This is a genomic window from Azospirillum agricola (genome assembly GCF_020005195.1).
In the GTDB taxonomy this organism is placed as follows: Bacteria; Pseudomonadota; Alphaproteobacteria; order Azospirillales; family Azospirillaceae; genus Azospirillum; species Azospirillum agricola.
Map to the genome: position 1 here is coordinate 142,503 of NZ_JAIFZR010000001.1, position 19,944 is coordinate 162,446.

Consider the following 19,944-nt stretch of genomic DNA (forward strand, 5'->3'; position numbering starts at 1 on the left):
GGTCAGCGCCTCGTCCGGCCGCTTTGCTTCTTTCCATCATCCACCCGCGGCAGACGACGCAGTTCCGCGGCGATCCGCGCCATCGCATCCCCCAAACCCTGGCCGGGCAGCGGCTGGAACACGCGCATCGACGGATACCAGGGCCGGCCGGCGGTGCCCAGATGGGTCCAGTCGCGGTGGCCGAAGCGCCAGACCGGGACGCCCAGCGCGCCGGCCAGCTCGGCCACCGAATTGGCCGGGGCGATCACCAGATCCAGGTTGGCGATCAGCGCCGCCGTCTCCTCGAAATCGTCGCGCAGGTCGAGCCCGGTCCAGCCATGGATCGGGCGGCCGAAGCGCGCCTCGGCCTGCGCGATCTCGGCACGGCACTCGTCGTATTGCAGGTTGACGAAGGTGACGCCCGGCACCGCGAAGACCGGCCCCCATTGATCGAGCGGCAGGTAGGACGCCCGGCGTTCCTCGGCCATCAGCTGGCTGCGCCAGCTGATCCCGACCCGGAGCCCGGTCCCGTCGGCCTCCAGCCGCTCGCGCCAGTCGGCGACCAGCGCCGTGTCGGGGAACAGCCAGGAGGACCGCGCGGGAAAGCTCCCCAGCGTGTCGCGCAGCCGGCGGGGCAGCGAGCCGGCCGGGATGTGGCAGTCGCAATCGACGACCTCCGCCTCGGTCAGCCCGTACAGCGGCTGCTCGGCGCGGACCAGGGCGCGCGGGAAGGAGCGGGTGAACAGCGGCACCAGCCGCCGCTCGCATTCGATCACCACCGAGCCGGCCATGCGGATGGCGTCGGCGTAGCAGGAGGCGAAGAGGAACTCGTCGCCGATGCCCTGCTCGCGCCAGACGAACAGGCGTTTGCCGGCCAGCGGCTCGCCTTGCCATTCGGGAATGGTGAAGCGGCGCTCCGGCCGCGCCCGTCCGGCCCGGAAGCGGCTGGCGTAGTCGGCCCAGCCGCTGGTCAGGGCGCCCTGTTCGAGCGCCAGCAGGCCGCGGTTGAAGCGGGCCAGCGCGTGGCCGGGCAGGGCCGCGACCGCGCGGTCGAACAGGCGGCGCGCGCCGGGCCGGCCCAGGCGCTGCTCGACCAGACCCAGCGTGCAGAGCGGGTCGGCCAGCGCCGGCGCCAGCGCCAGCGCGGTGCGGCAGGCGCGGGCCGCCTCGATCAGGCGCCCGGCACCGCTCAGCGCGTAGGCGAGCATCGCATGCAGCGGCGCGTGCTCCGGCATCAGCCGCAAGGCGCGGCGCAGATGCAGCGCGGCCGGGGCGAAGCGCTCCTGGTCGCGCAACTCGCCCCCGAGGTTGCCGAGCGCGTCGGCAAAGCCGGGGTTGAGCGCCAGCGCGCGTGCCCAGCACTCCGCCGCCTCGGCGCGGCGGCCGGTGGCTTTCAAGACGTTGCCGAGGTTGTTCCAAGCCTCCGGTTGCCGGCGGTCGAGGGCGATGGCGCGCCGCTGGAAGGCTTCGGCCGGACCCCAGGCGCCCAGCGCCGCGTTGGCCAGCCCGATGTTGATGAGGGCCGGCACATGGTGCGGGGCCAGCGCCAGCACGGCGGCGAAGCAGCCGCGCGCCTCGGCGTGGCGTCCCAGCCCGTGCAGCAGCAGGCCGAGGTTGTTGCGCGCCTCGACATTCTCCGGCTGCCGGCGCAGCGCCTCGACGTGGCAGTCCCGCGCCTGTCCGGCCTGTCCCAGGGATTGCCAAACGGCGCCCAGATTGGCCCAGACCGAGGCGTTGGCGACATCGTGCTTCAGGGCCTCCTGGTAGGCGTGGACGGCGTCGGCCGGGCGCCCCCGGCGGCGCAGCGCGTTGGCCAGCGTGATCCAGGCGCCCGCGTCGCCGGGGCGCATCCGCACCGCCAGCCGGTAGCAGCCGATCGCGGCGTCGATCCGCCGCAGATCCTCGAGCGCGCGGCCCAGTCCGAGCCGGGCTTCCGGTGCCGTCGGGACCAGCCGGACGGCGGCGTTGAAGGCGCGGAGCGCCAGCGTCGGCCGCCCCAGCCGGCCGGCGGCGGCGCCCAGCAGGCACAGCGCGTCGGCGTCGTCGGGGTTGAGCGCCAGGGCGCGCCGGGCGCTGGCGAGGGCCGGGGCGGCACGCCCCTCCTCCAGCAGCGATTGGCCGAGCGCCAGATGGTAGGAGCCGACGGTGGCGTTGCCGCGCGCCGCCGTGACGAACAGCGCGGTCGCCGCCTTGCGGCGCCCGTCCTGGTAGACGATGTGGCCCAGCAGATGCGCCGCGTCGCTGTGGGTCGGGTCGATGCGCAGGATTTCGCGGTAGAACCGCTCCGCCCGCTCGGTCTGTCCGGCGTTGTGATGCTGAACCGCCAGACGCAGCAAGCTGTCGGTCTGCCGTGTCGCGTTCCCGGTCATGGTCCGTCGCCGTCCCGTCTGTCGGATGATGGGCGGTGAATTCACCGCGCCTGTTCCTTGTACGGGGCTGTTGGGAATTTCCTGCGGCGGCGTGCGGTCTTTTCTTTCGGGCGTTCGGACTTTACCTGCGCGCCGTTCGCGGCTCAGCCATGAAGCAGCGGCCGGGCGGGGGCGTCGGGGTGCTCCCCATGATGCCTCAGGTAGGCGCGCGGGTCGCAGTCCTGCCCCAGCGCCACGGCGCGGGCGCGGTGGATGTGCTGCATCAGGATGTCGCGGAACTCCTGCGCGGCGAGGTCGCTCCATTCCGGGGTCTCGCTGGCGAAGGTCATCTGGCCGGCGGTCGTCTCGAACAGCCGCAGCCACTCGTCGGCCTTGGCCGCCGGGTCGCCCGACTGGCGGAACAGCTCCTCCATCAGCTTGGCCATCAAGGTGCCGAGGGCCAGCAGATTGACGTGCAGCAGCATGTTGCCCAGCTTCACGTCCGGCTTCGCGTCGAGCATGGGATCCTCATCCTTGGGGTCGGGTGATCCCTCACACGGACGGGGCGGCGAAAGCTGGCGCGGTTTTTCTTGGTGCGCCGCGCGGCGGGTCAGGTCGTCGACGTCACCTTGGAGAGGTTGGCCGGCCGGTCGGGGTCGAACCCCCTGCGGCGGGCCACCGCCTCGATCATCCGGTAATAGCAGGCGATCGACACCAGCGGGTCGATCAGGCCGAAGCCGGTCGTCGGAACCGTGCCGCCGGAACCGGGCAGGGCCTTCGTCGACAGCGGCCGGGCGATGGCGCCGAGGGCGGTCAGCCGTTCCAGGGCCTGCCGGCTGTGGTCGAAGGCGGCGTCGTCGGGGACGAAGGCGACGACCGGGAAGCCGGCGCCGACCAGCCGCAGCGGCCCGTGCATCAGCTCCGCCAGGGAGAAGGCCTCGGCGTGGATGCCGGCGGTCTCCTTGGCCTTCAGCGCCGCCTCCAGGGCGATGGCGTAACCAGGGCCGCGACCGGCGGTGTAGAAGGAGGTCGCTTCGGCGAGCGCGTCGGCGATTCCCGAGCTGTCGACGGCGGCCGTGGCGGCGAGCGCTTTGGGCAGCGCATGGACGCCTTTGCGCAGCGCATCGTCCCCGGAAACGGCGGCGACCGTGGCGGCGAGCGCGGCACCGGTGGCGATGAAGGATTTCGTCGCGGCGACGCTGCGCTCCGCCCCCGCGTGCAGCGCCAGCACGAGGTCGGCCTCGCGGGCGAGCGGGCTGTCGGTGACGTTGACGACGGCGACGGCGACGGCGCCGCCGCGCCTGGCGGCGGCCTGGAGCGCCACGATGTCCGGGCTCGCCCCCGATTGCGAGACGGTGACGTGGACGCCGCCGTCAAGCCGCAGGGGCGCCTCGTAGACCGAGGCCACCGACGGGCCGATCGAGGCGACCGGGATGCCGGTCCGGATCTCCATCAGATATTTGAAGAAGGTCGCGGCGTGGTCGGACGAGCCGCGCGCGGCGGTGGTCACCACCGTCGCGCGCCGCGCCGCGAACAGGCGGGCGATCTCGGCGAAGACCGCCGCCTCACGATCGAGCAGGGCCGCGACCACGGCCGGCGATTCGTTGGTCTCGGTCAGCATCAGCGATTGAGTGGTCGTCATGGGTCGCATCCCGTCATCAGGAAGTCTCAGGCCGCCGGGCACGGGGCGCCCCGCCGGCGTGGCCGACCGAGGCGCTGCCGGTGGCGATCGCCGTCGCGAGGCAGTCCCGGTGCCCATGCCCGTCCAGCCAGGCGTCGAGGAAGCCGGCGTTGAAGGCGTCACCGGCCCCGGTGGTGTCGACCACGGGGACCGTCTCCGCCGCCATCTCCAGCCGCAAGCCGCCGGCTGCGGCCAGCAGCGCGCCGGCGCCGCCGCGCTTCACGACCGTCAGGGGAAAGGCGTCGGCGAGGGACTCCAGCCCGTCCTCGACGTCGGCGCGGCCGGTGATGGCGCGCAGCTCCTCCTCGTTGGGGAAGAACAGGTCGATCCCGGCGCAGCTTGCCAGCAGGCCGGGGTCGCGGATCAGCGAATCGTCCCAGCTCGGGTCGAGCGACAGCGTCAGGCCGCGCGCCTTGGCTTGCGCGACGAGGCCGGGAATCTCGTGGAGCGTCGCGTATTCGGCGATGTGGAGGTGGCGGATCCGCCGGTCGGCCAGCGCGGCGTCGAGCGTCGCCGGCCGCGCGCTCCCGGCGCGGCGCGACACGAAGGCGCGCTCGCTGCCCCGCACCAGGGCGACGGTCGGCTGCGGCCCGGCCCCGGCGGAGCGCTCCAGATGGCCGAGATCGACGCCGCTCGCCGCCAGCTCCGCCTCCAGCGCGCAGGACAGGGAGTCGAGCCCGAGACGGCTGGCGAGAAAGGCACGGCGGCCGCACGCCGCCAGATGCGCGGCGGTGATGTAGGCGCCACCGCCGGCCGAGAGGGTGAAGCCCTCGGCGAAGCGCTCCCGCCCGAGTTCGGGCATCGCGGCGAGGCCGGTGAACAGCAGGTCGCAATAGAGGCGCCCGAGGCACAGGATCCCGTGGGTGTCGGCGTTCGTCGGCATGGGTCAGGGCTGCTGGAGAAGGGGGCGCGGGAAGGCGCGTTCCGTCGCGGCGTCGAACAGGTGCAGGGCGCCCGGGTCGGCGGCCAGCGTCACCCGCTGGCCCGGAACCGGCACGGCGCGGCCGGGGGCGAGGCCGATCACGCTGCGGTGGCCGATGTCGACATGGACCAGCGTCTCGGTGCCCAGCGTCTCGACGACGGCGACGGTGCCGGACAGGGTGAAGGCGCCGGGGGCGGGCGAGCCCGTCAGCACCAGATCGTGCGGGCGGACGCCGAGCAGCACGTTTGTCCCGCCACCGCCGCCAGTCAGCGCGATGGGGGGGCGGATAAAGGCGCCGCTGTCCTCCAGCGCCACGCCGTCGGCGCCGTCGCGGCTGGCCAGCGCGCCGGGCAGCAGGTTCATCGTCGGGCTGCCGATGAAGCGGGCGGTGAAGACGTCGACCGGCCGCTCGTACAGCTCCATCGGCGCGCCGATCTGGAGGATGCGGCCCTCGCGCATCACGACGATGCGGTCGGCCATGGTCATCGCCTCGACCTGGTCGTGGGTGACGAAGACCGAGGTGGCGCCGAGCTTCTGGTGCAGCCGCTTGATCTCGATGCGCATCTGGCCGCGCAGCTGGGCGTCGAGGTTGGACAGCGGCTCGTCGAACAGGAAGGCCGAGGGGTTGCGCACCATGGCGCGGCCGATCGCCACGCGCTGGCGCTGGCCGCCCGACAGCTGCGCCGGCCGGCGGTCGAGCAGCGCCTCCAGCCCGAGCGAGCGGGCGACCTCCTGGATGCGCGCCTGCTTCTCCGCCTTCGACAGCGCGCTGGTGTAGAGACCGAAACCGATGTTCTCGGCGACCGTCACATGCGGGTAGATGGCGTAGTTCTGGAACACCATCGCGATGTTGCGGCCCTTCGGCTCGACCTGGTTCACCACCCGGCCGTCGATGCGGATGGTGCCCTCAGAGACGTCCTCCAGCCCGGCGATCATCCGCAGCGTCGTCGATTTGCCGCAGCCGCTGGGGCCGACCAGCACGACGAACTCGCCCTCGGCGACCGTCAGGTCGATGCCCTGGACGATGGTGGTCGGGCCATAGCGCTTGACCAGCTTTTCCAACGCGATCGTGGCCATGGGGTCAGTCTCCGAGAAGGGCGGCGAAGGCGGCGGCGCGGCGTTCGGCGGCGTCGCGCTCGCGCGTGGAATCGGCGGCCGACGCGGCCTTCAGCGCGGCAAGCTCGGCCTCGTAGCGGGCGAAGGCGGCGTCGAGCGCCGCCGGGGCCGGGCCGCCCAGGCGGTCGCGCGCGGCGATGAAATGCCCGACCGAGACGATGCGGGCGTAATCCTCGGCGGACAGCGCGCTCTCGCGGCCGGTGGCGTGAGCGAAGGCGGCGCGGAAGGGTTCGTAACCGTCGGTCCCGATGTCGCCCTCCACCGCCACCACGGCGCGGGCGACGGCGGCGGCGATCTCGTGCGCCTGCCGGAAGGACAGATCCTCGCGGCGCACCAGGCTGTCGGCCAGCTCGGTGATGGTGATGCAGCTCCGCCGCGTGTTGCGGGCGACCTTGGCCGGGTCGATGCGCACCGCCTCGATCAGCGCGGTGTAGAGCGCCAGCACGCGGTCGGCCTGGGCGAAGGCCTCGTGGCCGAAGCCCTGGGACTCGCCCTCGCTGTCGTTCATGTCGGTGAAGGGGGTGTTGTGCATGATGGTGACGACCGCGTGGGCGCGCGCCGCCGTCTGCGAGGCGAGATGGCGCAGATGCTCGATCGGCACCGGGTTGCGCTTCTGCGGCATGATCGAGCTGATCTGCACGAAGGCGTTGGGGGCGTAGATTTGCCCGACCTCGAAGGAGGTCCAGACCTGGAGATCCTGAATCGGTCGGCCGAGATGCAGGGCGAACAGCTCCAGCGCCGAATAGGTCGAGGTCACGTAATCGACGGCGGCGATGCAGCCGTAGGAATTCTCCAGCGGCCGGGCGAAGCCGAGCAGATCGGCCATCCGTTCGCGGTCGATCGGGAAGCCGGAGGTGGTGATCGCGGCGGCGCCCATCGGGCAGCGGTCGACGATGCCGCGCGCCGCCGCCATGCGGGCGGTGTCGCGCAGCACCACCTCGATCACCGCCGACAGGTAATGGCCGAAGGTGGAGGGCTGGGCCGGCTGGCCGTGGGTGTAGGCGACGATCGGCGTGTCGCGGTCGCGCCGGGCGACGCGCAGCAGCGTCTCGGCCAGCGCGAAGGCACGGGCCAGGAAGCCGTCGATGCGGTCCTTCAGCGCCAGCTTGAACAAGGTGTGGTCGATGTCGTTGCGCGAGCGCGCGGTGTGCAGCCGCCCGGCGACGTCGGGGCCGAGGCGGGTCTTCAGCTCCTTCTCGATCAGGAAGAAGAAGTCCTCGACCTCGCCGGTGTAGGTCAGGGCGGGGACGTCGATCTCGCGGTCGATGGCCTCCAGCGCGCGGGCGATGGCCTGGGCGGTCGGCCGGTCGAGGATGCCGGTCTCGACCAGCATCACCAGATGCGCGCGGTCGATGGCGCGGAAGCCCTCGACATGCGCCGCCTTGGCGCCGTCGAACAGCGGCCGCAGCACCGTCTCCTTGTAGACGGGGTCGGGGAAGCGGCTGTCGTCCGCGCTGCGCGGGTCGAGGCTGCGTGGGTCGGACATCGCGATCACCCTTTCAATCCGGCCAGCATGACGCCGCGCACGATGAAGCGTTGCAGAACGAGGAAGACCAGGAGCGTCGGCAGCGTGGCGATGGCCGCCCCGGTCATGATCATCTCCCAGGCCACCGACTGCTCGACCGAGAAGCTCGACAGCCCGACCGGCAGCGTGAACATCTCGGCGCGGGTGGAGACGATCAGCGGCCAGATGAAGGCCGTCCAGTTGCCGAGGAAGGTGAAGATCGCCAGCGCCGACAGGGCCGGCGTCACCAGCGGCATCGCCACCTTCCACCAGATGGTGAACTCGTTCAGCCCGTCGATGCGCGCCGCCTCCAGGAAATCGTCGGGGACGGTCTCGAAGAACTGGCGCATCAGGAAGGTGCCGAAGGCGGTCATCAGGCCGGGGAAGACGATGCCCCAGTAGCTGTCGAGCCAGCCGAAGCGGCTCGCCATCAGGTACCAGGGGATGACCAGCATCTCGGTCGGGATCATCAGCGTCGACAGGATGGCGAGAAAGACCAGCCGGCGGCCGGGGAAGCGGAACTTGGCCAGCGTGTAGCCGACCAGCCCGTCGAAGAAGACGTTGGAGACCGTCGCCAGCACGGCGATGAACAGCGAGTTGAGGAACCAGCGCAGGAAGCGCCCGTCCTCCAGGATGGTGCGGTAATTGTCCAGCGTCGGCTCGGCCGGGACCAGCCGCAGGTCGAAGACCTGGGAGGAATCCTTCAGCGAGGTCGAGAACATGAACAGGATCGGCGTCACCATAACGACGCCGCCGAGGAACAGCAGGGTCCAGGCCACCACCCGGCCGGGCCGGACCTTGGAAAGGGCGGTCATGTCGGTTGCCTCATCAGCCGGAGCTGGAGCAGGGAGATCACCAGCAGGATCAGGAACAGCACCACCGTCTGCGCCGACGCGTAGCCGATGTCGTAGGACTTGAAGGCGGTCTGGTAGATCATGATCACCAGCGGCTTGGTCGAATCGAGCGGCCCGCCGGGATCGTTGGTGTTCATGTTGTAGACGTAGTCGAAGATGCGCAGGAAGCCGATCGAGGCGAACACCACCAGGAAGACCAGCGTCGGCTTCAGCAGCGGCAGGGTGATGCGCCACAGGATGGCGCGCTCACTCAGGCCGTCGATGCGGGCGGCCTCGTAGTAGGAGGTCGGGATGGCGCGCAGCCCGGCCAGAAAGATGATGATCTGGAAGCCCATCCCGGCCCACACCGCCGGCACCAGGATGGTCGGCAGCGCCTGGAAGGTCGAGCGCAGGAAGGGCTGCGCCGGCAGGCCGAGCGAGGCCAGCAGGTTGTTGATCGGCCCGATCGGCACCGGCTGGAAGAAGTAGCGCCACACCCAGGCCATCGCCACGGCGGTGGTCAGGAAGGGCAGGAAGTAGAGCGCGCGCAGGAAGCCGTGCAGGAAGCGCACGCGGTCGAGATGGTAGGCGATGGCGAAGGACAGCACGAGGCTGACCGGCGTGCCCAGGATCAGGTAGAGGAAGGTGTTGGCGAACACCTTCCAGAACAACGGATCGGCGATCAGGCGCCGGTAGTTGTCCAGCCCGACGAACTGAGCGGGGCGCAGCAGGTTCCAGTCGGTGAAGGAGATCCAGAAGGCCTCCGCCGTCGGCCAGAAGCGGATGGCCCCGTAGAAGACCACCGGCACCGCCAGGAACAGCCACGCCCACAGCACGCGCTTGGCGGAGAGGCTGAGCCGGTCCGACAGGCGACCGGCCTTCCCCTCCGTTCCATGCGCCGTTGCCGGAGCCTCGCGCATGTCCAGCCCCGTCACTTCTTGGTCACGCGGTCGATCAGCGCCTGCTCGGCCGTGGCGGCGGCGGCCACGGCGTCGGCCGGGCTCTGGCCCTGCAGCAGCACGCGGTTGACCATGTCCATGGTGATCTGGCGCTGCGCGGCCTCGTCGACGAACATGGTGGTGTGGGCGTTGGTCAGTCCGGCCAGGAAGGGGCCGTGGATCGGGTTGGCGAGGTTGGCGTCGGTCAGCGCCACCGCGCGCCGCGCCGGCAGCTCGCCCACCACCTTCAGCCAGACCTCCATCGCCTCGGGCGAGGTGAGGTAGGACAGGAACTTGGCGGCGGCGGCCTTCTTCTCGCCCTCGGCCTTGGCGGTGATGGCGTTGGCGAAGTAGCTGGCGTAGTTGCTGCGCACCCCTTGCGCGTTGGCCGGCAGCTCGGCGACGCCCCACTCGAAGCCCTTGATGGCGGAGAAGGCGCCGAGGCGGAAGGTGCCGTCGATGGTGAAGGTCGCCTTGCCGGCCTTGAAGGCGGCCTGCGCCTCGTCCATGAAGCCGAGCTGGCCGACCCTCCGCTTGAGCTGGAGGTCGGTGTAGAAGGCGAGCGCCTTGGCCCCGGCCGCGTCACCGTAGGTCACCTTGCGGTCGCCCTCGGCGTAGGGGGCGCCGCCGAACTGGCGCACCAGCACCTCGCGCCACCATTGGTGGTCCTGCCCGGCCATGTCGAGCGCGAAGCCCTCCGACGTGATGTTGCCGGCGCCGTCGCGCTTGACGGTCTTCTCCGCCATCGTCACGAGGTCGTCGAGCGTCTTGGGCGGGGCGTTGGGGTCGAGCCCGGCGTCGGCCAGCAGCTTCTTGTTGTAGAACAGCGCCAGCGAGCGCACCGCCGTCGGCAGGCCGTAATAATCCTCGCCGCGCTTCATCGCCGAGACGATGGGGAAGAAGTCGGCCTCGATGGCGGCGGCGGGGAAGACGTCCTTGGGCAGCGGCTGGATCAGCTTGGCGGCGACGAAGCCGTCGAGCCAGCCGTAGAAGAGCTGGACCACGTCGGGGCCGTTGCCGGCGGCGACGGCGGCCGACACCTTGGTCTGGTAGTCGGCGTAGGGGAAGGTGGTCTGCTTGACCTTGATGTCGGGGTTGGCGGCCTGGAACTTGCCGATCAGCTGATCCATCGCCTTGACGCGGGTGTCGAAGATGTACTGCCAATACTCGATCTCGACGGCCCCGGCCTGTCCGGCGAGCGTCAGCCCGATCCCGAAGGCCGCACCGGCGAGGAGCTTCTTGGTGAAGGAATTCCCGGCAATCCGTTTCGACATCCGCATGCGTCACCTCCATCGGGGCCGGCGGCGCGAGGCCGGGCCTGCGAGCGTTGTTGGTTCACCCACGGTCGCTGTTGCCGCGCCGCTGACACAAAGGTGACCCACGCCCGACGACCCTGTCAATAAGATAACTAACTTGAGTTATTCATGAGACGACCGCATTCTCAGTTCCGGGCCGAAGGCTCCGCACCACGCCGCGAGGACTAGAATGACGCCGGCATCGCAGCACGCCATCGGCAACAACCCCGGACGCAGCCGCTCGCACAACCGCCGGGTCGTGCTGGAGGCCGTCCGCCTGCACGGCCCGCTCGGCCGCACCGACATCGCGCGGATCGCCCATCTGACGGCGCAGGCGGTGTCCAACATCGTCGGCGAACTGCTGGCCGAGGGGCTGCTGGTCGAGGACGGCCGGCGGCGCAGCGGGCGCGGCCAGCCACCGATCCAGTTCGCGGTCAACCCGGACGGCGGCGTCACGCTGGGCATCGAGATCGGCGCGCACCGGCTGACCACGCTGGCGGTCGACCTCGCCGGGCGGCTGCGCGCCCAGCGCGAGCGTTCCATCGCCGCCACCGACCCGGCCCATGTCCTGCCGCTGATCGTGGGCGAGGTCGCCGCCATCCGCGCCACCGATTCGATCCGCCGCTCCGCCCTGCTCGGCGTCGGGGTGGTGATGCCGGGGCCGTTCGGGGTGGATGGCTTGATCGCCGGCGGGCCGACCACGCTGGGGGGCTGGGACGGGCTCGACCCGGCGGCGCTGATCGAGGCCGCCCTGGCGGAGGCGGAACTGGGCGAGCCGGTGCTGCTCGGCAACGACGCCACCGCCGCCGCTGTCGGCGAGCGGTTGCACGGTGCCGCGCGCAGCCTGCGCAACTTCTGCCACCTCTATTTCGGCCAGGGACTCGGACTTGGCATCATGATCGACGGGCGGCCGTTCGGCGGCGCCTTCGGCAACGCCGGCGAGATCGGCCATGTCGTCGTCGAGGCCGGCGGCCGCGCCTGCCCCTGCGGCAACCGCGGCTGCCTGGAGCAGTACGCCTCCCTACAGGCGCTGGAGGAGCAACTCGCCGCCGCCGGGATCGGAGCCGTGGACAGCGACGCCATCGACCGGCTGCACCGCGAGGGCCATCCGGTGGTGACGGGCTGGATCGCCGAGGCCGCCGCCCGGCTCGCCCCGCAGATCGTGACGCTGGAGAATCTGTTCGACCCCGAGGCCATCGTCTTCGGCGGGATCCTGCCCGAGGGCGTCATCGCCGCCCTGATCGCCGCCCTGGATCCGCTGCCGACCTCCGTCGCCGGCCGGCGCCACCGCGGCGTGCCGCGCGTGATCGCCGGCACCACCGGCCGCCTGACCGCCGCGCTGGGCGCCGCCGCCCTGCCGTTGCTGGAGACGATGACCCCGAAGCTCGACCGCACCCCGCCGCCGGAGGTGTGAACTGGTCCCCATTGGTTCTCCCGCACTTTGGGTGGAAAAGCTGACAACGCTGGTGTCGGCGCCGTCGGGAGATCCCATGCAATGGAGCATGCAAGAGCTTTTTGTGATCCCGGACTGCCGTGTCGTAACGGTGGAACCTGTTGGCGCGGCTGGTCTTCATGTGGCTGCCCAGGTCAAGCATTCCCACGCATGCTGTCCATCCTGTCAGCGGCCGAGCCAATCCGTTCATAGCCGGTACCATCGGCATCCCGCTGACCTTCCGAGCCTGGGGAACGCCGTCCACATCAACCTTCTCGTTCGTCGTTTCCATTGCCGCAACCCGATCTGTCCGCGCCGGACCTTCGCTGAACCCGTGCCGGAGCTTTTGTCGCCGCGGGCGCGCCGCACCCGGCGGCTCGTCGGCGCGCAAGGGAGGGTCGGCGTCACCTGTGGTGGGGAAGCCGGCGCACGACTGCTGCGTCGGCTCGGCATGCCGACCAGCGCCGACACCGTGCTGCGGTTGGTGCGCGCCCTTCCCCTGCCGGAGTACGCGCCGCCGAGCATCGACACCGCCGCAACCGAGGCCCCCGCCCGGATTTCGCAGGACCCGGAGGTCGCCAAGGCGCGCGACTTGGTCCACCGCTTTGCTGAACTGATCGGACGGGCGGCTCGTCCGGGAAAAGGTATTGGCAAGGATGTTCAGCAGGAAGCGTGCAAGGTTTCAACATAACCAAAAGTTGTTTTCTGGTGCGCGGTGAAAGGCGGTGAAGCCGTGTCGCCGGTCAAGCCGAAGATGCGCAGCAGGGTGGCCACGGTGCGGGGGGCATCTCAATGCTGTATAGGGGTTGCTCCTAGATATTTTCGATATCGCCATATGCGGTAAGCAGAGAGGACTGCGGAGGAACACATCCGCGCCTCCTGGAGCCGACGAATGGCCGTCTCAAGTCAACACGTTACGGTTGTCTTTGACAAGCCGGCGACGATCATATCCATCGAAGCCATCTGCAATCACTTGAATGACGCGCTCCAGACGGCCTCGGTGGTTGAGGTCGACTGCCGGGCGGTGACAGAGGTGGATGTTTGCTTCCTGCAAGCCCTCATCTCGGCTCGGGTGGTGGCAAAGCGGCGTGGGGTGGAGTTGCGGTTGCGGCAGCCACTTGCCCGGACGCTCTCCGACGCACTGGAGCGCAGTGGCCTCGTCGCGAAGTCCGGGCCTCCGCGTCCGGATCAGGAATTCTGGGCTGGGGGGGTGTAAAGACATGACGAAATCGATCCTTGCCGTCGATGATTCCGCGAGCATGCGCCAGATGGTCAAATTGACCTTGTCTTCCGCCGGCTACCAAGTGGTGGAGGCCGCAGACGGACGCGAAGCGCTGACCAAGGCCAAGTCCGGCATCTTCAATCTGGTGCTGACCGACCTGAACATGCCGAACATGGACGGCTTGGCGCTGATCCGCGAATTGCGGACCTTGCCGGCCTATCGCGGCGTTCCGATCGTTTTCCTGACCACCGAGTCCGACACCGGCAAGAAGGCCGAAGCCAAGGCGGCCGGCGCCACCGCCTGGATCGTCAAGCCGTTCCAGCAGGACCAGCTGCTGGGTGTCGTCCGCAAGATCGTCGGCGCATGACCGCCGGCGATCCGGGCCAGATCTTCCGCGAAGAGGCGGCGGAACTGCTGGCCGATCTCGAAGCCGCGCTGCTCCAGCTGGAGCAGAACCCCACCGACCGTGAGCCGCTCGACACGGCCTTCCGCGCTCTGCACACGATCAAAGGCTCCGGCTCGATGTTCGGGTTCGAGGGCGCGGCGAGCTTCACCCATCATCTGGAAAGCGCGTTCGATCGGATGCGCAAGGGCGAACTGGCCGCGACGCCCGCCATGATTGGCATCGCCCTTGCCGCCAAGGACCACATCCGCATCCTGATCGACGATCCGGCAAGCGCCGACGCCGCGGCTGGCGACGGCATCCTGGCCCGGCTGGTCGAACAGAGCGGCAGCGCCACGATGTCGGCGTGCCCTCGTCAGGAGCATGACGATGTGGAACGCCGGGCGAGCTGGCGCGTCCGTTTCCGGCTCGCCCCCGACGTGCTCGAGCGCGGAACAAACCCGCTGCTGCTGCTCGACGAATTGCGCGAACTGGGGGACGCCGAGGTCGTCGCCCTGACCGACGGGGTTCCGCCTCTGGAGGAGTTGGAACCGACCCGCTGCCACATCGCATGGGACGTGATCCTCACCACCGCCCACCCGCGCTCGACCATCGAAGACGTGTTCATCTTCGTGATCGACGAGACCGAACTGACGATCGAGCCCCTGTCGGCGTCGGCGTCGGCGTCGGCGCCCGTGCTGGCGATAGCGTCCGACGGGCCCGCCCCCTCCCTGCGGGAGCCGTTTGACGCTGTCCCGCAGGCGCGGCCGTCGGCCCCATCGAAGGCGGAGGCCGGTCCGGAGAAGGGAAAGGCGCAGCCGGCGGCCAATTCGATCCGTGTTCCGGCGGAACGGCTCGACGATCTGATGGATCAGGTCGGCGAACTGGTGATCGCCCATGCCCGGCTGAAGCAGCTCATTTCCGACAGCGTCGATCTTCAGATCAAGTCGGTCACCGAGGAGATCGAGCGGCTGTCCAACGGGCTGCGCGACATCACCATGGGGATCCGCATGGTGCCGGTGGAATCGCTGTTCGGCCGGTTCCGCCGGCTGGTCCGCGATCTGTCGCAGGAACTCGGCAAGGATGTGGTCCTGACGATGTCCGGCGAGGAGACCGAGCTGGACAAGACGATGATCGAGCGGCTGAACGATCCGCTTGTCCACATCATCCGCAACAGCCTGGACCACGGGCTGGAGCCGGCGGCCGACCGGGTCGCGGCGGGCAAGCCGCCGCAGGGCCGCATCCACCTGTCGGCGCGCCATGCGGGAACCCGCGTGCTGATGACCATCCGCGACGACGGGCGCGGGCTGGACCGCGACCGCATCCGGGCCAAGGCCGAGGAGCAGGACCTCATCCCGCCCGGCGCCAAGCTGTCGGACGCCGAACTGTTCCAGCTGATCTTTCATCCCGGCTTCTCGACGGCGCGGACCCTGACCAGCGTGTCGGGGCGCGGCATCGGCATGGATGTGGTCAAACGCACGATCGACGGGCTGCGCGGCACCATCGAGGTGTCCAGCACCGCCGGCGGCGGCACCGAGATCACCCTCGGCCTGCCGCTGACGCTGGCGATCATCGACGGCCTGCTGGTCCGGGTCGGGCAGGGGCGCTACGTCATCCCGCTGTTCGCCGTCGAGGAATGCGTGGAGCTGCCGCCGGACGTCGAGCGCCGCCACGCCAACCGCAATTTCCTGAACATACGCGGCGCGCTGGTGCCGTTCCTGCGGCTTCGCGACAGCTTCGGCGTGCGCCATCCTCCCGATCTCTACCAGAAGGTCGTCATCATCTCCTCCGGCGACAAGCGGGTCGGGCTGGTGGTGGATCAGGTTCTGGGCGACCACCAGACCGTCATCAAGTCGATGTCGAAGCTGCACGCCGACGTCGCCAACTTCTCCGGCGCCACCATCCTGGGCGACGGGTCGGTGGCGCTGATCATGGACATCGCCCAGATCGTCGCGGCCGGACAGATCCAGGAGCCGCGGCGCGAAGCCTCGTGACATCCGCCGGGCACCGCACCGGCCTCTCTTCAAGAGACTGACTTCAGGGGGACGACATGACCGTCACCGAAACCCGATCCTTCGAAGCGCTGACCCTGGGGCTGGGCGGCGAGATCTTCGCCATCGACGCCAATTCGGTCCACGAGATCCTGGACATCGTTCCGCAGACCGAGGTTCCGGGCGCGCCCCCGCTGGTCAGCCATCTGATCAACGTGCGCGGCAAGGTGGTGCCGCTCGCCGACCTGCGGATACGGTTCGGGATGGACCGCACGCCGCCGACCATCGACACCCGCATCGTCGTCGTCGAAATCCTGCTGGACGGGGAACCGACCGTGGTCGGGCTGCTGGCCGACAAGGTCCATGAGGTGACCAGCATCGCCGGCGCCTCGATCGAGGAAACCCCGGACATCGGCATGCGCTGGAACCCCGACCTGATCAAGGGAATCGGCAAGCGCGGCGACGACTTCATCGTCATTCCGGACATCGTCCGAATCGTCACGACCCACTGACCCACTGAAATTCCGGCCAACGGAAACCGCCCGACCGGCCCCGTCCCACCAACAGGGCGCGCCGTACCAGCAAGGAACGACCATGCGCATTTCCATCAAAGCCAAAATCATCGCGGCATTCGGCACGGTCATCCTGCTGTCCGCCGCCACCGCCGGCATCGCCCTGAACGGCCTGTCGGATCTAAACGAGAAGATCGAACAGCTGGTCAATGTCTCCACCCAGCGGATCAACGTCGCCCGGCAGATGCCGACCACGGTCTATCTGCTCCAGCGCGAGGAAAAGAACTTCCTGTTGTCGAGCAGCGAAGAGGACATGGAGCGCTTCGACAAGGGGATGCTGGCCCGCCGGGAGGAGTTCAAGGGAATCCTGGAGCAGTTCCACCGGATCGCCGATGCCGAAGGCAACCGCAAGGCGACCCAGATCGAAGCGCTGATGACGGAATTCACCAGCGCCCAGGACAAGGTCCGATCGATCGGCCGCATCCACTCCAATTCCAAGGGCGCCGAACTGCTGACCAGTTCGGGCAACGACTCGGTCGTCGCGGCGCAGGAGCCCCTGCGGCCCCTGCTCGAGCGGGTGGAAAATGGGTCCCAGGCGACGGCGGAACAGGTCGCCATCGCCCATCTGATCCGGCGCATGACGACGGACTGGGCCAATGCGCGCATCATCGTCAGGAATGCCCTGCTTGTTCCCGACGATGCGGCGACGGCTGCGATCCTCAAGCCGCTGCCCGATCTTCTGAAGAACATTTCCCAGCAGCAGGATTACATCCGCGGCCGCCTGACGGCCGACGAGGACATCCGGACGTTCAACAGCTTCCTCGACCGCTATCGCGCTTACGAGCTCATCACCAACGATGCCGTCGCCCTGGCCTTGAAGAACACGGAAGTCAAGGCGCTGGCGCTGTCCATCGGCGAGGTTCGCACGGCCGCCAGCAAGCTGGGCCTGGCCGCCAACGAACTGGTCGCCGACGCCGAAAAAGGCATGGCGGCGGACAAGCAGGCGGCCGAGGCGACTTATGCCCAGATCCGCGCGATCACCATCGGTGCCGTCGCCCTTGGCCTGCTGATCGCCATCGCCGCCGGTGCCTACATCGCGATTTCCATCGCCCGCGGCCTCGGCAAGGCGGTCGGGCTGGCGGACGCGGTGGCGATCGGCGACCTTGGCCAGAAGGTCGAGGTGTCGAGCGACGACGAGATCAAGGATCTGGTGACGGCGCTCAACAGCATGACCGCCAACCTGCGGGCGACCGCGGATGTGGCCGAGGAAATCTCCCGCGGCAACCTGACCGTCCAGGCCCGTCCGCTGTCCGACAAGGACACGCTGGGCATGGCGCTGGAAACCATGCTGGAGAAGCTGCGCGGCGTCGTGACCGACGCGCTGTCCGCCTCCGACAACGTGGCGGCGGGCAGCCAGCAGCTCTCGGCCAGCTCGGAGGAGCTGTCGCAGGGCTCCACCGAACAGGCCTCCGCCGCCGAGGAGGCGTCGGCCTCGATGGAGGAGATGGCCGCCAACATCAAGCAGAACGCCGAGAACGCCACCCAGACGGAAAAGATCGCCCGCCAGTCGTCCAAGGACGCCCAGTCCTCGGGCGAGGCGGTCAACAAGGCGGTTCAGGCGATGCAGACCATCGCCGAGAAGATCAGCATCGTCCAGGAGATTGCCCGCCAGACCGACCTGCTGGCGCTGAACGCCGCGGTGGAGGCGGCGCGGGCCGGCGAGCATGGCCGCGGCTTCGCCGTGGTCGCCTCGGAGGTGCGCAAGCTGGCCGAGCGCAGCCAGGGGGCGGCGGCGGAGATCAGCTCCCTGTCGGCGGAATCGACCAAGATCGCCCAGGAGGCCGGGCAGATGCTGGCCCGGCTGGTGCCCGACATCCGCAAGACCGCCGAACTGGTCGAGGAGATCAGCGCCGCCTGCCGCGAGCAGGACATCGGCGCCGAGCAGATCAACCAGGCGATCCAGCAGCTCGACAAGGTGACGCAGCAGAATTCCAGCGCGTCGGAACAGATGGCGGCGACGTCGGAGGAGCTGTCCTCGATGGCGACGCAGCTCCAGGGGACGATCTCCTACTTCACGGTGGAGGAGAAGGCCGCCGGCCGGTCCGCCGTCCGGAGCCCGGCAGCCCAGGCAGCCCCGGCGCGGCCGACGCAAGCCCAGGCCTCCCGCCGTCCCGCCTCGGTCGTCGCCCTGCCGCACAAGCCGGCGGCGAAGCCGAACGGCAAGGAGCGCGGGGTGAGGATCGCGCTCGAAGGCGGCAACGGCCCCGACGACCTGGACGCCCGCTACACCGCGTTCTGATCGCACCGGGAGGGGGCGGCGCGCGGAGCGCCGTCCCCGGAGTGCAGCCCCTGTCCCCCCGAACCGGAAGCCGCAGATGACCAGCGCGACCGCGCCCCGCGAACCGGCGCAATATGTGACGATCGGCATCGATCGCGAAGTGTTCGCCATAGAGGTCGGCATCGTGCGCGAGATCCTCGACCTCCAGCCGATCACCCGCCTGCCGCACGCGCCCCCGTTCCTGATCGGCATGATCGACGTGCGGGGACAAGGGGTGCCCACCGTCGACCTGCGGGTCAAGCTGGGGTTGCCGGCGGCCCAGCCCACCGCCAACACCCGGATCATCGTGCTCGACGTGCCCCAGCAGGGACAGGGGAGCTTGCCGGCCGAGGGGCGGGGGAGTCCGCTGACCGTTGGCGTCGTCGCCGACCGGGTTTTCGAAGTCACGTCGCTCGACGGTCAGGAGCTGGAAACGCCGCCCCAGGTTGGGGGGCGCTGGCGGTCCGACTGCATCCAGGCGATCGGTCGCTCCAATGGAACCTTCGTCATCGTCTTCGACATCGCCCGTCTGTTCGCCCAGGACGACGTGGCCCTGCTGGGCAGGGCGGACGCGGCATGATGAGCGAGGTCGAGGCCCCGCGGTTCATCGGCGAACCGGCTCCGCCGTCTTCCCGCGACGGTCTGTCGCCGCGGGATTTCGGCCGGCTGGCCGTCATCATCGAATCCCACACCGGCATCCGCATGCCGCCGACCAAGCGGACGATGGTGGAAGGCCGGCTGCGGCGCCGGCTGAGGACATTGGGCTTGCCGGACATGAACGCCTATTGCCGCCATGTGCTGGACGGCGGCGGGCTGGATGGCGAACTGGTCAGCTTGATCGACGCCGTTACCACCAACAAGACCGACTTCTTCCGCGAGATCGACCATTTCCGCTACCTGATGGGCACCGCCATTCCGGCATTGTCCCGCCTTCCCCATCACCCCGGCCGCGACCGCCCGTTGAAGATCTGGAGCGCCGCCTGTTCGACCGGGGCCGAACCCTACACGGTGGCCATGCTGCTGCTGGAGCAGGCACGCGCCGGCATGCCGATCCGCCACGAGATCGTCGCGACCGACATCTGCACGGAGGCGCTCGATACGGCCAGGATGGGCATCTATCCCGCCGATATGGCCAGGATGGTGCCCGAGCCCTTCGCATCCCGCTATCTGATGCGGTCACGCGACCCGGAGGACGCCACGGTCAGGCTGGTGCCGCCGGTCCGCCAGTCCGTCCGTTTCGGCCGCCTCAACATGATGGATCCGGCCTATCCGGTTTCAACGGACATGGATGTGATCTTCTTCCGCAACATATTGATCTACTTCGACAAGGCGACGCAAAAAAAGGTGCTGGAGAAGCTGTGCGGCCATCTGCGCCCCGGCGGCTGCCTGTTCATCGGCCACAGCGAGACCATCACCAACATGGACCTGCCGCTGAAACAGGCCGGCTCCGCAATCTTCATCCGGAGTTGAGC

18 protein-coding genes are annotated in these 19,944 nt (G+C 69.4%); 9 read left to right on the top strand and 9 right to left on the bottom strand.

Features of this window, described 5'->3' with window-relative positions; all coding sequences use genetic code 11:
* Positions 1 to 2: 2 nt before the first annotated feature.
* From JN22_RS00460 to JN22_RS00500, 9 genes are all read right to left on the bottom strand, one after another.
* Complete coding sequence (locus tag JN22_RS00460) at positions 3 to 2,348, bottom strand: tetratricopeptide repeat protein (RefSeq protein ID WP_085552041.1); 2,346 nt, start codon at positions 2,346 to 2,348, stop codon at positions 3 to 5.
* Between the two features lie 143 nt (positions 2,349 to 2,491).
* A complete protein-coding gene (locus tag JN22_RS00465; protein ID WP_085552042.1) occupies positions 2,492 to 2,848 on the bottom strand; it encodes a hypothetical protein in 357 nt (118 codons plus the stop codon).
* An 89-nt stretch (positions 2,849 to 2,937) separates the two neighbouring features.
* On the bottom strand, positions 2,938 to 3,969 hold the full coding sequence (locus JN22_RS00470; RefSeq protein ID WP_085552043.1) for an SIS domain-containing protein: 1,032 nt from the start codon (positions 3,967 to 3,969) through the stop codon (positions 2,938 to 2,940).
* Positions 3,970 to 3,985: 16 nt separating this feature from the next.
* Positions 3,986 to 4,891: a carbohydrate kinase family protein gene (locus tag JN22_RS00475; protein WP_085552044.1), complete on the bottom strand. Its 906-nt coding sequence runs from the start codon at positions 4,889 to 4,891 to the stop codon at positions 3,986 to 3,988.
* 3 nt (positions 4,892 to 4,894) lie between these two features.
* Positions 4,895 to 6,007: an ABC transporter ATP-binding protein gene (locus JN22_RS00480; RefSeq protein WP_085552045.1), complete on the bottom strand. Its 1,113-nt coding sequence runs from the start codon at positions 6,005 to 6,007 to the stop codon at positions 4,895 to 4,897.
* A 4-nt stretch (positions 6,008 to 6,011) separates the two neighbouring features.
* Entirely contained in the window at positions 6,012 to 7,532 is a 1,521-nt protein-coding gene (locus tag JN22_RS00485) for an argininosuccinate lyase (protein ID WP_085552046.1), read from the bottom strand.
* Between the two features lie 5 nt (positions 7,533 to 7,537).
* Positions 7,538 to 8,365: a carbohydrate ABC transporter permease gene (locus JN22_RS00490; RefSeq protein WP_085552047.1), complete on the bottom strand. Its 828-nt coding sequence runs from the start codon at positions 8,363 to 8,365 to the stop codon at positions 7,538 to 7,540.
* The gene (locus JN22_RS00495; protein ID WP_143268075.1) at positions 8,362 to 9,303 is read right to left on the bottom strand and encodes a carbohydrate ABC transporter permease; all 942 of its coding nucleotides are present in this window, start codon (positions 9,301 to 9,303) and stop codon (positions 8,362 to 8,364) included. The genes JN22_RS00490 and JN22_RS00495 overlap by 4 nt, the downstream gene beginning before the upstream one ends.
* Before the next feature lie 11 nt (positions 9,304 to 9,314).
* Entirely contained in the window at positions 9,315 to 10,601 is a 1,287-nt protein-coding gene (locus tag JN22_RS00500) for an extracellular solute-binding protein (protein ID WP_223677496.1), read from the bottom strand.
* A 205-nt stretch (positions 10,602 to 10,806) separates the two neighbouring features.
* On the opposite strand from JN22_RS00500, the gene JN22_RS00505 reads away from it, so the two are divergent.
* The 9 genes from JN22_RS00505 to JN22_RS00545 all read left to right on the top strand — a co-directional run bounded on the left by JN22_RS00505 (position 10,807) and on the right by JN22_RS00545 (position 19,942).
* The gene (locus JN22_RS00505; RefSeq protein WP_085552049.1) at positions 10,807 to 12,030 is read left to right on the top strand and encodes an ROK family transcriptional regulator; all 1,224 of its coding nucleotides are present in this window, start codon (positions 10,807 to 10,809) and stop codon (positions 12,028 to 12,030) included.
* A 76-nt stretch (positions 12,031 to 12,106) separates the two neighbouring features.
* Positions 12,107 to 12,739 (top strand): transposase family protein, encoded by a 633-nt coding sequence (locus tag JN22_RS35310; RefSeq protein WP_085552050.1) that lies wholly within the window; start codon positions 12,107 to 12,109, stop codon positions 12,737 to 12,739.
* Positions 12,740 to 12,940: 201 nt separating this feature from the next.
* On the top strand, positions 12,941 to 13,264 hold the full coding sequence (locus JN22_RS00515; RefSeq protein WP_085552051.1) for an STAS domain-containing protein: 324 nt from the start codon (positions 12,941 to 12,943) through the stop codon (positions 13,262 to 13,264).
* A gap of 4 nt (positions 13,265 to 13,268) precedes the next feature.
* The gene (locus JN22_RS00520) at positions 13,269 to 13,637 is read left to right on the top strand and encodes a response regulator (protein WP_085552052.1); all 369 of its coding nucleotides are present in this window, start codon (positions 13,269 to 13,271) and stop codon (positions 13,635 to 13,637) included.
* Positions 13,634 to 15,646: a chemotaxis protein CheA gene (locus tag JN22_RS00525; RefSeq protein WP_085552053.1), complete on the top strand. Its 2,013-nt coding sequence runs from the start codon at positions 13,634 to 13,636 to the stop codon at positions 15,644 to 15,646. The genes JN22_RS00520 and JN22_RS00525 overlap by 4 nt, the downstream gene beginning before the upstream one ends.
* 56 nt (positions 15,647 to 15,702) lie before the next feature.
* Positions 15,703 to 16,155: a chemotaxis protein CheW gene (locus JN22_RS00530; RefSeq protein ID WP_085552054.1), complete on the top strand. Its 453-nt coding sequence runs from the start codon at positions 15,703 to 15,705 to the stop codon at positions 16,153 to 16,155.
* An 82-nt stretch (positions 16,156 to 16,237) separates the two neighbouring features.
* The gene (locus JN22_RS00535) at positions 16,238 to 18,454 is read left to right on the top strand and encodes a HAMP domain-containing methyl-accepting chemotaxis protein (protein ID WP_085552055.1); all 2,217 of its coding nucleotides are present in this window, start codon (positions 16,238 to 16,240) and stop codon (positions 18,452 to 18,454) included.
* A gap of 76 nt (positions 18,455 to 18,530) precedes the next feature.
* Positions 18,531 to 19,052 carry a chemotaxis protein CheW gene (locus JN22_RS00540; RefSeq protein ID WP_085552056.1) on the top strand — a complete coding sequence of 174 codons (522 nt, stop codon included), beginning with the start codon at positions 18,531 to 18,533 and terminating at the stop codon, positions 19,050 to 19,052.
* Positions 19,049 to 19,942: a CheR family methyltransferase gene (locus tag JN22_RS00545; protein WP_223677497.1), complete on the top strand. Its 894-nt coding sequence runs from the start codon at positions 19,049 to 19,051 to the stop codon at positions 19,940 to 19,942. Before JN22_RS00540 ends, JN22_RS00545 begins: the two co-directional genes overlap by 4 nt.
* Positions 19,943 to 19,944: the final 2 nt, after the last annotated feature.

Coding starts and splice junctions, on each gene's coding strand:
- JN22_RS00460 (WP_085552041.1), bottom strand. CDS start 2,348: ATGACCGGGAACGCGACACGGCAGACCGACAGCTTGCTGCGTCTGGCG.
- JN22_RS00465 (WP_085552042.1), bottom strand. CDS start 2,848: ATGCTCGACGCGAAGCCGGACGTGAAGCTGGGCAACATGCTGCTGCAC.
- JN22_RS00470 (WP_085552043.1), bottom strand. CDS start 3,969: ATGACGACCACTCAATCGCTGATGCTGACCGAGACCAACGAATCGCCG.
- JN22_RS00475 (WP_085552044.1), bottom strand. CDS start 4,891: ATGCCGACGAACGCCGACACCCACGGGATCCTGTGCCTCGGGCGCCTC.
- JN22_RS00480 (WP_085552045.1), bottom strand. CDS start 6,007: ATGGCCACGATCGCGTTGGAAAAGCTGGTCAAGCGCTATGGCCCGACC.
- JN22_RS00485 (WP_085552046.1), bottom strand. CDS start 7,532: ATGTCCGACCCACGCAGCCTCGACCCGCGCAGCGCGGACGACAGCCGC.
- JN22_RS00490 (WP_085552047.1), bottom strand. CDS start 8,365: ATGACCGCCCTTTCCAAGGTCCGGCCCGGCCGGGTGGTGGCCTGGACC.
- JN22_RS00495 (WP_143268075.1), bottom strand. CDS start 9,303: ATGCGCGAGGCTCCGGCAACGGCGCATGGAACGGAGGGGAAGGCCGGT.
- JN22_RS00500 (WP_223677496.1), bottom strand. CDS start 10,601: ATGCGGATGTCGAAACGGATTGCCGGGAATTCCTTCACCAAGAAGCTC.
- JN22_RS00505 (WP_085552049.1), top strand. CDS start 10,807: ATGACGCCGGCATCGCAGCACGCCATCGGCAACAACCCCGGACGCAGC.
- JN22_RS35310 (WP_085552050.1), top strand. CDS start 12,107: ATGCAATGGAGCATGCAAGAGCTTTTTGTGATCCCGGACTGCCGTGTC.
- JN22_RS00515 (WP_085552051.1), top strand. CDS start 12,941: ATGGCCGTCTCAAGTCAACACGTTACGGTTGTCTTTGACAAGCCGGCG.
- JN22_RS00520 (WP_085552052.1), top strand. CDS start 13,269: ATGACGAAATCGATCCTTGCCGTCGATGATTCCGCGAGCATGCGCCAG.
- JN22_RS00525 (WP_085552053.1), top strand. CDS start 13,634: ATGACCGCCGGCGATCCGGGCCAGATCTTCCGCGAAGAGGCGGCGGAA.
- JN22_RS00530 (WP_085552054.1), top strand. CDS start 15,703: ATGACCGTCACCGAAACCCGATCCTTCGAAGCGCTGACCCTGGGGCTG.
- JN22_RS00535 (WP_085552055.1), top strand. CDS start 16,238: ATGCGCATTTCCATCAAAGCCAAAATCATCGCGGCATTCGGCACGGTC.
- JN22_RS00540 (WP_085552056.1), top strand. CDS start 18,531: ATGACCAGCGCGACCGCGCCCCGCGAACCGGCGCAATATGTGACGATC.
- JN22_RS00545 (WP_223677497.1), top strand. CDS start 19,049: ATGATGAGCGAGGTCGAGGCCCCGCGGTTCATCGGCGAACCGGCTCCG.